Annotated in this window: 11 protein-coding genes and 1 riboswitch; all 11 genes read right to left on the bottom strand. The window is 59.6% G+C overall.

The annotated features are described in order from the left end of the window. Positions 1-206: 206 nt before the first annotated feature. Positions 207-839, bottom strand: coding sequence for an NAD(P)H-dependent oxidoreductase (locus tag ARCT_RS0105380; RefSeq protein WP_027239144.1), 633 nt, complete (start codon positions 837-839; stop codon positions 207-209). Positions 840-1989: 1150 nt separating this feature from the next. Then, entirely contained in the window at positions 1990-2601 is a 612-nt protein-coding gene (cmk, locus tag ARCT_RS0105370; protein WP_027239142.1) for a (d)CMP kinase, read from the bottom strand. Continuing rightward, a complete protein-coding gene (locus tag ARCT_RS0105365; protein WP_027239141.1) occupies positions 2598-3110 on the bottom strand; it encodes a hypothetical protein in 513 nt (170 codons plus the stop codon). The genes cmk and ARCT_RS0105365 overlap by 4 nt, the downstream gene beginning before the upstream one ends. Further along, positions 3110-4456, bottom strand: a complete 1347-nt coding sequence (aroA, locus tag ARCT_RS0105360; protein ID WP_027239140.1) for a 3-phosphoshikimate 1-carboxyvinyltransferase — start codon at positions 4454-4456, stop codon at positions 3110-3112. Before aroA ends, ARCT_RS0105365 begins: the two co-directional genes overlap by 1 nt. 116 nt (positions 4457-4572) lie before the next feature. Then, entirely contained in the window at positions 4573-5349 is a 777-nt protein-coding gene (gene trmB, locus ARCT_RS0105355) for a tRNA (guanine(46)-N(7))-methyltransferase TrmB (RefSeq protein ID WP_027239139.1), read from the bottom strand. 141 nt (positions 5350-5490) lie between these two features. Next, complete coding sequence (locus ARCT_RS25490) at positions 5491-6204, bottom strand: COG3904 family protein (protein ID WP_036785509.1); 714 nt, start codon at positions 6202-6204, stop codon at positions 5491-5493. 228 nt (positions 6205-6432) lie between these two features. Then, on the bottom strand, positions 6433-7614 hold the full coding sequence (gene metK / locus ARCT_RS0105345; protein ID WP_027239138.1) for a methionine adenosyltransferase: 1182 nt from the start codon (positions 7612-7614) through the stop codon (positions 6433-6435). A gap of 5 nt (positions 7615-7619) precedes the next feature. Next, positions 7620-7668, bottom strand: a riboswitch (SAM-SAH riboswitch). A gap of 61 nt (positions 7669-7729) precedes the next feature. Then, positions 7730-9355 carry an apolipoprotein N-acyltransferase gene (gene lnt, locus ARCT_RS0105340; protein ID WP_027239137.1) on the bottom strand — a complete coding sequence of 542 codons (1626 nt, stop codon included), beginning with the start codon at positions 9353-9355 and terminating at the stop codon, positions 7730-7732. Next, a complete protein-coding gene (locus ARCT_RS0105335; protein WP_027239136.1) occupies positions 9352-10254 on the bottom strand; it encodes a hemolysin family protein in 903 nt (300 codons plus the stop codon). The genes lnt and ARCT_RS0105335 overlap by 4 nt, the downstream gene beginning before the upstream one ends. A gap of 22 nt (positions 10255-10276) precedes the next feature. Further along, positions 10277-10801: an rRNA maturation RNase YbeY gene (gene ybeY / locus ARCT_RS0105330; protein ID WP_027239135.1), complete on the bottom strand. Its 525-nt coding sequence runs from the start codon at positions 10799-10801 to the stop codon at positions 10277-10279. A 108-nt stretch (positions 10802-10909) separates the two neighbouring features. Further along, positions 10910-11917, bottom strand: a complete 1008-nt coding sequence (locus ARCT_RS0105325; RefSeq protein ID WP_051360556.1) for a PhoH family protein — start codon at positions 11915-11917, stop codon at positions 10910-10912. Between the last annotated feature and the right edge of the window lie 104 nt (positions 11918-12021).

Here is a 12021-nt window from a genome sequence, read left to right as displayed (position 1 = left end):
GCTCAGATTGCCATTCGAGCGTTCGCCGCCCCTATACTGACAGCGCGCTTATTAAGCGGATTCCCGGCGCCGCGCAAGTAAAACCAGCGCAGTCCCCAGTGAAAGGCCTTGTTTCTCTGGATCAGCAAAGAAAGTGACCAGCAAATCCGGACGCGCTGAAACAGGTAAATTGGGGCAGCCCGGCATGGGATGCCCCAATTTGCCGATCAATCAATATTGGTCACAAATGTGCTCAGCGGTTTGCGCACCTTCTTGAGGTTCACCAACCAGTCGCCGCTCTCGTCACGGGTGCCCAGGGGCAACAGCAGGACCGAGCGCAGGCCTTTTTCCTTCAGGCCAAGGATCTCGTCGACCTTTTCCGGGTCAAACCCTTCCATCGGGGTGCTGTCCACACCCAGTTCCGCCGCCGCAGCCAGGGCAAAGCCCAGACCGATATAGGCCTGACGCGCCGCATGGGCGTAGTTTTCCTCATCAGAACGGGGCAGATACATCGCCTTGAGGCGGTCATAATAGCCCTGCAGCAGGTCAGTCATGCCGCCGCGCTCTGTCGCCATCTGATCGACCACCGCGTCGATACGCGCTTCGCTGTAGTTGTCCCAGGCGGCAAAGACCAACAGATGCGAGCCATCGGTGATCTGCGCCTGGTCCCAGGCCACGGGACGAATGGCCGCCCGCTTTTCTGTGTTGCGCACCACCAAGAGCTCATAGGGCTGCAAGCCGCTGGAGGTCGGCGCCATCTGCACCGCCTCGACAATCTTCGCCACGGCCTCTTCGGATACCGGCTTGGAGGGGTCCATTTTCTTGGTGGCATAGCGCCAGTTCAGCTTTTCTAGAAACATAGTCTTTCCCGTCATTGGAAGGTTTACGTCCCTCATATCGGAACTGAACTGTTTAGTTCAATATCTCGCAAAGAAATTTCTTCCGGCGTGTCCAGAGGGCTGCTTTGAGCCCAAATTGCGCTTTCGGGACGCGTATGTTTTGGGTACGCTTATTTTGAAGCTTATCTGAAAGGGCTTGAACGTTGTTTTCTCTGAGGCCCACGAACACGGTTTGGATGTTGCTTCTGCTTCTCTGCCTCCCATTGCTCATTAAAAAGAGTGCTTCTGCACAAATTACAAACTTAGTGCACCCGGATAACCTAATTCGGACACATCGGCTGGGTTGTATCCCACTGGAGAAAGTCACAAATTTCTATACACCAGTGGACCTTTCTAGAGCCGTCGAAAGATGCGCCAAACGCGGGAAGTTCGATGAAGCAATCCAGTTGTTCTTCATCTACTCAGTATATGGGCATTTCGATCAAGGGCGGATGTCGGACCGGACCGCGACAAGCGCTATAAGCGTCTTGAACACTTGGACGTTTCAAGCTTTGTCTGTTCGTCAAACTGAAGGAATGCGGAGCGCTGCGGAGAAGCTTAAGGATATCTCGGGGCCTCTGTTCAAGACTGTTTGCGGGGCTACGCAAAGGCTTGGCCCTCCGAGCTATGTTCCGCTGTACATGTTAGCTCATGGAATGAAGGCATTCAGATTTGTCGGTGATGAAGCTCAGTATCTTTCGCGCAAGGAGCTTGTCGAGCTAGTCAAAGACGTGGACACTGACAGCTTGTGGAAAGAAAGTCTCCACGAGGCAAACCGATGCCCGCCATAGGCACCGACCTTGGCCACGTCGCGGTTAAGCCGAGAGCTATTGTGACATCATTTTTGAAAGGGACGGCACTTTAGCAGGTTAAGCGGAGCCTAAACGGAGCAGAGTGTGAAGGTCGGTTTTGTCCCGCAGAGCAAACCTTCTATGATCGTAGCAATCAGGTGTTGCACGAATTGTCAAAGCGCCGCTTTGGCAGCGCCCGAACCGCCCCCACAGGGCGGGCGCTTCGCTTCCCACCCCTCGGTTCGGACGCGGTAGCTTTGTGATACGGTCCCGCATTGTTGCCGTTTCAGGAAACCTGAAGACGCAGGCTTGAGGCTGTTCCCTCAGATCTCAGGAGTGCCTTAACGGCGGGCGGAGGCTTCTTGCAGGGCTTTCACAACGGCCTCTTTGATCGACAAGGCGCTAGTGTCGATCACCACGGCGTCCTCTGCGGGGCGCAGCGGTGCCTCAGACCGGTTCATGTCGCGCTCATCGCGGGCTTTCACGTCGGCCAACACCTCTTCCAGGGTCTCGGCCTCGCCTTTTGCCGAAAGCTCCAGGAACCGACGCTGGGCGCGGACTTCGGCGCTGGCGGTGACAAAAAGCTTTACCTCGGCATCGGGGCAAATCACCGTGCCGATGTCGCGGCCATCCAGCACGGCGCCACCGGCGCGGCGGGCAAAGGCGCGCTGAAAATCGACCAGGGCCGCGCGCACCTCGGCGATTACCGCCACTTTGGAGGCCGCCTGCGCCGCCTCTGGCCCGCGCAGATCATCCCGTTGCAGATCCTCAGACGTCAGGCCTTGCGCGGCTGCGATGGCCGGGATGCCTTCCAGCGTTTTCACCCCAACCGCCCGGTACAACAGCCCGGTGTCCAGATGCGCCAACCCCAGCTCGGCGGCAACCGCCTTGGAAATCGTGCCCTTTCCCGCTGCCGCTGGTCCGTCGATGGCAATGGTAAAACTCTGGCTCATGGTCTGTTCTTTCCCTTCCTTAGGGCCGCCCGTATGGAGACGGCCAGCACGATCAAAATAGCGCAGCTGTCCAGCGCCGATTTCAGCATCGTCGCACGGGAGGCTGCGGCAATTGCCTTGGCGTCGATCTCCCCCGCGAGCAGTCCGGCCACAAGATAGTTTTCCAGGTAGTCCAACCCGGTAGCGGCCACAATCACGCCGATAAACACCACGCGCCACAATTTGGACCGAACCAGCCACAGAACCGGGCCTGCCAGCGACAGCCCCAGCAGCGCCGGGAAAAGCAGGTCCAGCCCCCGCTGCGGGCCTGTGTACAGCGCCCGCCCCTCGGCCCCAAGGGCCGCCAGAAAGGCGCGCGCCTCAGCTTCGCTATATCCAAAGGGCCGCAGATCAAAGGCCAGCAGCCCGCATGTCGCCCGCGCGATGGCCGGTAAGGTCCAGAACACCATGGCCGCGTAAACGGCAAGGGTGGCCAGAACGCAGAGCCAATATGCCGCGCGCCAGCTCATCAGGCTCGCGTAAACTTAGCGCCCAGATCGGTCATCAGCGGCTCAAAGATCGGAAAGGAGGTTGTGATCGGGCTGCCGTCATCCACCGTGACCGGGTTCTGCGCCCCCATGCCCAGCACCATAAAGGACATGGCGATCCGGTGATCCAGGAAGCTTTCGCAGGTGCCGCCGCCGGGAACCCCGTCGGGGCCCAGGCCGTCAACCGACCACCAATCCTCGCCCTCGTCCACGGTGACGCCATTGGCCCGCAGGCCCCGCGCCATCGCGTCGATCCGGTCGCTTTCCTTTACCCGCAGCTCCTTGACGCCCGCCATCATGGTTGTGCCACTGGCAAAGGCGGCCACAACGGACAGTACCGGATATTCGTCGATCATCGACGCCGCCCGCGCTGGCGGCACCTCGATGCCCTGCATATCGGGAGAGTATTTTGCCCGCAGATCCGCAACCGGCTCGCCGCCCTCTTCGCGCGGGTTCTCGAATGTGAGATCCGCGCCCATATCCTGCAGCGTATAAAACAGCCCGGCGCGGGTGGGGTTAAGGCCAATGCCCGGCACCAGCACATCCGACCCCGGTGTTATCAGCGCTGCACAGACCGGAAAGGCTGCAGAAGAAGGATCGCGCGGCACCGCAATCTCCTGCGGCTTCAGCTCGGGGCGGCCGGTGAGGGTAATCACCCGGCCCTCCTCGGTGTCTTCCACGGTGATCTCAGCGCCAAAGCCTGCCAGCATCCGTTCCGAATGATCGCGGGTGGCTTCCTTTTCGATCACCACGGTTTTGCCCGGCGCGTTCAGCCCCGCCAGCAACACCGCAGATTTCACCTGCGCCGAGGGCACCGGGACCACATAGCGCACCGGTGTTGGCTCTGCCGCGCCAACGATGGTCATCGGCAAACGGCCACCCTTGCGGCCGACCGCCTTGGTGCCAAACAGAGCCAGCGGATCGGTGATCCGTGCCATGGGACGCCCGTTGAGGCTGGCGTCGCCTGTAAAGGTCGCCGTGATTGGCGACGTTGCCATGGTGCCCATGATCAGCCGCACCCCGGTGCCAGAGTTGCCACAATCAATCACCTGATCCGGCTCGGCAAAGCCACCGACACCCACGCCAAAGACCGACCAATTGCCCCCCCCGTGGTTGACCACCTCAGCGCCAAAAGCCTGCATGGCCTTGGCCGTGTCGAGCACATCATCGCCTTCCAGCAAGCCGGAAATCCTGGTCTCGCCAATGGCCATGGCTCCCAGGATCAGCGAGCGGTGGGAGATTGATTTGTCACCCGGAACCTCGGCCACGCCTTTCAGAGGCTCAGCACGGTGGGAGGTCATCGGGGTGGGGGTACCGTGTCCGGACATGGCGCTTCCTTTGTCTATGTCGTGTCAGCCTGCGTCGTGGCAGGCTGCTATGTTTCCGCTATCGGTAACGAATTGCGATCCAAGCGTCCAGCACCGATCCCCTGCCCGCTGCCTCCCTATCCGAGACGTCGGAAGGTCAGATAGGTCGGGGTGCGCCCCTCGCGCAGAGCCTTTTGTTCGTAGCGGGTGGAAATCCAGTCCTGCCAGGGCTCACGCCAGTCTGCAGCATCAGAGGCCAGCCATTCAAACCCAGCCTTTGGCACCTCCTCCAGGGTCTGGCGCACATAGTCGGGAATATCGGTGGCCACGCGAAAGATGGCACCAGGTTTGAGACAGCGCGCCAGCGGCTCCAGATGTTCTTGCGTGACAAAGCGGCGGCGGTGATGACGGGTCTTGGGCCAGGGGTCGGGATACAGCAAAAACGCCCTGGCAATGGACTGTGGCGGGATCACATCCATCAGATCGCGCGCGTCCCCCGGATGCACGGCAATATTTTCACAGCCCGCCTTGCGGATCTTGCCCAGCAACATGGCAACACCATTGATAAAAGGCTCAGCCCCGATAATGCCCACATCCGGGTTGCAGCTGGCCTGATGCACCAGATGTTCACCGCCGCCAAAGCCGACCTCAAGCCAGGTGTCGCGACCACCAAACAGGGCGTCGAGATCAAGTGGGCTGCGATCCGGGTTTTCCTCCCAGCCCACAGCACCGGGGCTGAGCGCCTCCAGATCTTCGGCCAGATAGCGCCGCTGGCTGTCTTTCAGGGTCTTGCCACTAAAGCGGCCATAGAAGTTGCGCCAGGGCGCGCCGCTCACATGAGCGCCATTTTCCAGGGCGCCGCTTTCTGGGCCTGCGTCGTTGCCGACATCACGGGGCGTTTTCTTATCGGCCATGGCGGGGCACTTCCTTTTTTCAGGCGCCCTCTTTGATCGGTCACAATCAAAGCAGCCTTTGCAAACAAGGCCCGTGCGCGGTTGGCCGCTCATCTGCCGCAAGCAGCGGCGCAGGTCAAGAGAGGCGCCGGTTCAACACCCCTAGCGTTGCTTCTTCTCTTCCAGCTCCAAAAGCGGCTGCCCCTCTGTGTCCACCACTGCAACCCGAGGCAGCGGGACGACACCCGGCACCGCCTCGCGCAGCACCCCAGCCGCAGCCAGCTCTTCCTGAGACGGGTACCAGATCTCACTCGATTTTGCCTTCAGGGTCGAAACAACAAAGCCGGGCTCCACCCCGCGTGAGATCATATAGACCAGATGCGCATGCACTTCTGCCTGGGTATCGGCGTAGATCCAGGAGCCAAACTCAAAGGGCGTATCCCAATCATTGCTCTCCCGGTAATTGCGATAGTAGCGCTGCACAGCCTGTGCAGCCCAGCTGCGCTGGTGAAAGCCAATTTTGGCGCCGCGCGCTATTTGGCGCCGATTGCCGGCAAGAAAGACATCAACACAGGCGCTGGTGCACTCTCCTTCGACATAGGTATCGAGCCTGTATTTCATCACAATCTCGGCCATCTCAGCCCCGGCATGGACGCTGCCACCGCTGCTGTTGAGATGTAATTCCGTGACGGCTGTGTGTTTTCTCAACGACCATTTGAGAGCCCGAATATCATCATCAAGGATCTCTCCATTGGTTTTTTCGGTGTCATAGATCAGCACCGATCCCTTGACCTCGAATTTGTCCGACATCAGTTCCTTTGCCAAAAGCGGCAGAGGGCACAGTGCCAAAGAAGCAGCGGCAATAAATCGGGTCATCAAGCGGATCATCATGTCCAAACCTAGTCAGTTGCTATTCTGCACCCAGCATGACTCGAGAAGGTGCTTTTGCCCAAGTGCAAATTGGCATCAGCGCCCCGGTCTTTGGCAGACTGGCGGCAAAGAGGCTAAACCATCCACCGGGACAACCTGCAGCCGGAAAAGCAAAAGGGCCAAAGCCCTCCTTGGCGGAAGGCTTTGGCCCCTGCGGTCAGGCTATCGCCTGGATCAGAGCGCTTTTTTGAGCGCTTCGGCCAGGTCGGTGCGTTCCCAGCTAAAGCCACCATCGGCATCGGGCTCGCGGCCAAAGTGACCATAGGCAGCGGTGCGCTGATAGATCGGCTTGTTCAGGCCCAGATGCTGGCGAATGCCGCGTGGGGTCAGGTCCATTGCCTGATCAATTGCGCGTTCAATCGCAGCCGGTGCAACCTCGCCGGTGCCATGGGTATCGGCATAGATCGACAGAGGCTTGGACACGCCAATCGCATAAGACAGCTGAATGGTGCATTTGTCAGCAATGCCAGCGGCAACAACGTTCTTGGCCAGATAGCGCGCGGCATAGGCCGCTGATCGGTCAACCTTGGTCGGATCTTTACCCGAGAAGGCACCGCCGCCATGAGGCGCCGCGCCACCATAGGTATCAACGATAATTTTGCGCCCGGTCAGACCTGCATCACCATCGGGGCCACCGATGACAAACTTGCCGGTTGGGTTCACATGCCAGATGGTCTCATCTGTCAGCCAGCCATCAGGCAGGACCTCGTGGAAATACGGCGCCACGATTGCGCGAATATCACTGGAGGTCAGGGTTTCGTCCAGATGCTGGGTAGACAGAACAAGTGAGCTGATCCGCACGGGTTTGCCATTTTCATAGACAACAGACAGCTGCGATTTAGCGTCTGGCCCCAAGGCAGGCTCGGTGCCATTTTTGCGCACTTCGGCGAGACGCCGCAGCACTGCGTGGCTGTATTGGATCGGCGCTGGCATCAGCTGCGGTGTCTCAGTGGTGGCATAGCCGAACATGATACCCTGATCGCCGGCGCCTTCGTCCTTGTCAGCCGAAGCATCAACGCCCTGGGCAATATGTGCGGACTGTTCGTGCAGCAAGTTGGTCACTTCCACGGTCTCGTGGTGGAATTTTTCCTGCTCATAGCCGATATCTTTGATACAGGCGCGGGTGATCGCATCAATCCGCCCCATGTATTCGTGCAGCTTGTCCTGGTCGGACAGGCCCACCTCACCGCCGATGACAACGCGGTTGGTGGTTGCAAAGGTTTCCGCAGCGACGCGGGCTTCTGGCTCTTCGGCCAGAAATGCATCCAGTACGGCATCCGAAATCTGATCGCAGACCTTATCCGGGTGGCCTTCGGAAACGGATTCCGAGGTAAAAGTATAATTCTTACGAGACATGAAAATGCTCCATTGGGTTAACCTCGTCACGTCAGGAAGCCGTTGTGAGAGGACTTCGTACCAAGTACGCTCGGATGAACTAGAGGTCAAATACTAATCGCCAGACGTTAACGCACTATGAGAGTTTCGCAGATCTGCGTCGTTTTTTCACAGCTGCCAGCCCCATGGCGATGCACAGGAAAACCACCGGGAGATCCCCGGTGCGGCTGTAAACAGTGGCGGCCAGTGGCTGCGGCAGCACAGCATCAACGACACCGGCCTTTCCCAATGCGATGGACTCACGCAGCCGCCCGAAGGGGTCGATCATCGCGGTGATCCCGGTGTTGGCGGCCCGCAGCATCGGCAGCCCCTGTTCGGCGGCGCGCATCCGCGCCTGCACCAAATGCTGGTATGGACCGGAGCGGGTGCCAAACCAGGCATCATTGGTGATCTGGATCAGCATATCCGGGCGCGCCGGGGTGGCGTTTACATCCCGGGCAAAGACAGCTTCATAGCAGATCAGCGGCAGTGCTTGGCCAATGCCCAGATCCATCAAGGTCGGCCCCGGACCAGCGCTATAGCCCGACCCGTTTTGGGCCGCAAAACCATGGATCCCAAACCGGGCCATCAGATCCCCAAAGGGAACATATTCCCCAAAGGGCACCAGATGCGCCTTGTCGTAGATCTGATCCGCGCGTCCTTCGGAACTCACCCGGACGGCTGAATTGTAGTAGCGCCCTTCTGCGCGTCGCTGGATGCCCAAAAGTACCGGCACGCCTGCAACCCGCTCTGAAATTGCAGACAGAGTATCGTCGGCATTGTTCAACAACTGCGGCACCGAAGTCTCTGGCCAGACAATCAGATCCGGCCGAACTGGATCCGGCCTGATCTGATCCAGACTGGCCCGATCCAGACTGGCCCGATCCAAGCTCGCCCCATCCAGACTGGCCTGATCCTGGCCTAGTCCTGCCGCGCTCATCTCGATGGCACGGCGCACAAAATCCCAGCGCCGCTCGGGGAGCCACTTTTCCGCCTGCGGCGCGTTGGGTTGCACCAATCGCACCAGATGAGAGGTCATCTCGGGCTCTGGTGGCTGTGGCAAGGCGTAGCCAGCCAGGGCCACCCCCAGCAACGGCGAGACTGCCAGCAAGGGCCGCCTGCGCAGCAACGCCAGCGGCAGCGTCACCGCAAGCGTCAGCACTGCCAGCCCCTGCCCGCCGATCCAGGGCAGCAGCTGCGCCGCCGGGGTATCAATCCAGAACTGTCCAAACCCCGCCCAGGGGAAACCGGTAAAGAGATAGGCCCGCCCTATTTCCATCAAGGACCAGAGCGCCAGCAAAAGCACCAGCCGCCTGCCCTCCTGAGTGTGTCTTTCCCCGCCCATTGGGCTCCAGCGGACGGCCAGGCCAAAGCCCACTGCCCAAAACAGCGCCAACCCAGCGGCGAGAAACACCAGCGCAAAGGGCGCCATCCAGGCATACCGGGCCGCGTCAACCTGAAAGGGCTCAACAATCCAGGAGAGACCAAAGCCAAAATAGCCCGCCCCCGCCAACCAGCCAATCGCCGAGGCCTGCAAAGGGGAGCGCGCCCAAAGCGCCAGCACCCCCAAGCCGCCAAGCGCCAGTGGCAGGCTCAGCAGGATGTGCAGCGGGGCAAGCGAAACCGACAGCAGCGCCCCCAGACCAAAGGCCGAAAGCCCCGCAACCCAGCTTGACCTCCGCCGCGCTGCGCGCAAGCATCTGCCCCGCAGGCCGCTCATCATGCGGCAGGGTCCGGCATCATCACCCGCAACCGTTTAATCCGGCGCGGGTCGGCGTCCATGACTTCGAATTCCGGCCCATCCGGGTGCACAATGACCTCTCCCCGTGCCGGAACCCGGCCAGACAGCATAAAGACCAGCCCGCCGAGCGTTTCGATCTCTTCGCCATCGACATCTTCATGCCGGGTCAGCGACTGGCCGATCTCGGTCTCAAATTCCGCCAGCGGTGTCCGCGCCAAAGCGATATAGCAACCGGCCTTTTCCTGATACCAGGTCTGATCCTCGCCGGGGTCGTGTTCGTCTTCGATCTCACCGATCACCTGTTCGATCAGATCTTCAATCGTCACCAGGCCGTCAACACCGCCATATTCGTCGATCACCAGAGCCATATGCCGACGCTCCGCCTGCATCTTGGCCAAAAGCACACCAATTGGCATTGAGGGGGGCACAAACAGCAAAGGACGCAGCATCTGCTGCAGTTCAAAGGGCTTGCTGCCGCCATTGAACCCATGGGTCAGGGCAAAATCCTTGAGATGAGCAAAGCCAAGCGGCGTATCCAGGGTGCCCTCATAGACAGGAATCCGGGTAAACCCACTGTCACGGAACACCTGCACCAGGTCATCACGGTCAATGGAGACCGGAACCGAGAGGATTTCAGCCGAGGGAATGGCAACATCTTCCACCCGCATACGGCGCAGGTTTATCATCCCATGAGACTGGGCTGCAGGACTAGGCCCCTCCAGTTCCGCCTTTGGCTGGTGCTGAGGTGAGGTCGGTGCAAAGGAGCCAAAAATACGCTCCCAGAAACCTGGTCGGTGTGCAGCGCCGGCTTCTGCCGCAGTGCTGCCAATGTTCTGTAGCGCGCCATGCGCCGCGTTAGAACTGCCTTCTATATCGCCCATCTGTCCTATCCAAAATGCCCGGTCAAAGGCTATCATCCACAGTATATGGGTCATCCAGACCCAAATTGCCAAGTATCTCGACCTCCAAGCCTTCCATCACTGTGGCGTCAAGGTCGCTAATGTGGTCATAGCCCAAAAGATGCAACACTCCGTGAACGATCAGGTGGCGCAAATGATCCGCTAGCGGCTTTTTTGCGGCAGCGGCTTCGCGGGCACAGGTGTCATAGGCAATGGCAATATCGCCGAGCGGGATCTCGCCGGTAAAATCTGCCTCTGGCCTCAAAGGCTGCCCGCCCGGTTCTGATGCGGCCAGATCTTCCGCTGGCCAGCTCAGCACATTGGTGGGAACAGGTTTTTCGCGAAACTCGGCATTCAAACCAGCGATCTGGTCATCATCGCAGGCCAGCAAGGCAATCTCGCAATGTTCTGGATCAAGATCAAAATGCCCAAGCACCGCAGCAACCGCCTGATGCGCCAGATCTTCCAGCCCGTCTTCCAGCCCAGCCTGTTGCCAGCGGCTGTCCTCGATTGAGATCTCCAAAGCCATGTATTCCGCCACCTTCAATACGCTGCGCCGCTGCGCCACCGTGCCGCGCGACAGCCTTTTGCCACCGTCAGGCCCGCCGCAAGGCCCTCCGTATCAAGGCGCCCCATATCAGGCCGGTGGTGCCTCAGCGTCATAGGCCTCGATGATGGCGGCGACAAGCGGATGTCGCACCACATCGCGCGCGGTAAAGTAATTAAAGCTGATCTTGGAAATCGACGCGAGCAAACGTTCCGCATCCGCCAGGCCCGAAGTCACCCCACGCGGCAGATCCACCTGCGTCCGGTCGCCCGTTATGACCATACGCGAGCCTTCGCCAAGGCGGGTCAGAAACATCTTCATTTGCATCGAAGTGGCATTCTGCGCCTCGTCCAGCACCACAAAGGCATTGGACAGCGTACGCCCCCGCATAAAGGCCAGAGGTGCGATTTCGATCTGCTTTTCCTCCAGCAGCTTGGCCAACTGCTTACCGGGCAGGAAATCATTCAGCGCATCATATAGCGGCTGCATGTAGGGATCGACCTTGTCCTTCATGTCACCTGGCAGATAGCCGAGCTTCTCCCCGGCCTCTACTGCCGGGCGCGACAGGATGATCTTATCCACCTGGCCGGTGATAAACAGGTTCACCCCGACAGCAACCGCCAGATAGGTCTTACCCGTACCGGCAGGGCCAATGCCAAAGGCCAGTTCATGCTCGAACAGTGACCGCACATAGGCCTTTTGCGCATCGGTGCGCGGCTCTACCAGTTTTTTGCGGGTCTTGATCTCAACCTGGCCACCTTTGAACATCTCAAGCTGGTCGTCGCCGACCTCATCGCCGGAATGCCCCATGCGCAGCTCGCGGTCGACATCGCCATGTTCAACGCTGCGGCCCGTTTCCAGCCGATCATAGAGCGAAATGAGCACCTCAGCGGCCTGATCCCGCAGCGCTTCTTCTCCCAGCACCGAAAGCTGATTGCCCCGGCGCACAATCTGGACACCGATTTTCTGCTCGATTTCCGTCAGGTTGCGATCAAATTCACCGCAAAGATCAATCAGCAGGCGATTGTCAGGGAATTCGAGCAGCACCTCATGCGTGTTGCTGGGGGTCGGTGGCTGGATCCGAGCGCTTGTGACCAATGGGGGGAGCTCCTGAGTTTGATGTTTCTCTCAACAGTTTGCATCTGCCACCGCTCAGGCGCAAGCAGGCGACCCGTAAATTCACAAAGATGAGACAAAAAAGG

Origin of the sequence: Pseudophaeobacter arcticus DSM 23566 (assembly GCF_000473205.1) — a bacterium.
GTDB classification, from domain to species: domain Bacteria; phylum Pseudomonadota; class Alphaproteobacteria; order Rhodobacterales; family Rhodobacteraceae; genus Pseudophaeobacter; species Pseudophaeobacter arcticus.
The sequence above is the reverse complement of the archived record's forward strand: the minus strand, read 5'-3'. Positions and strand labels throughout refer to the sequence as shown.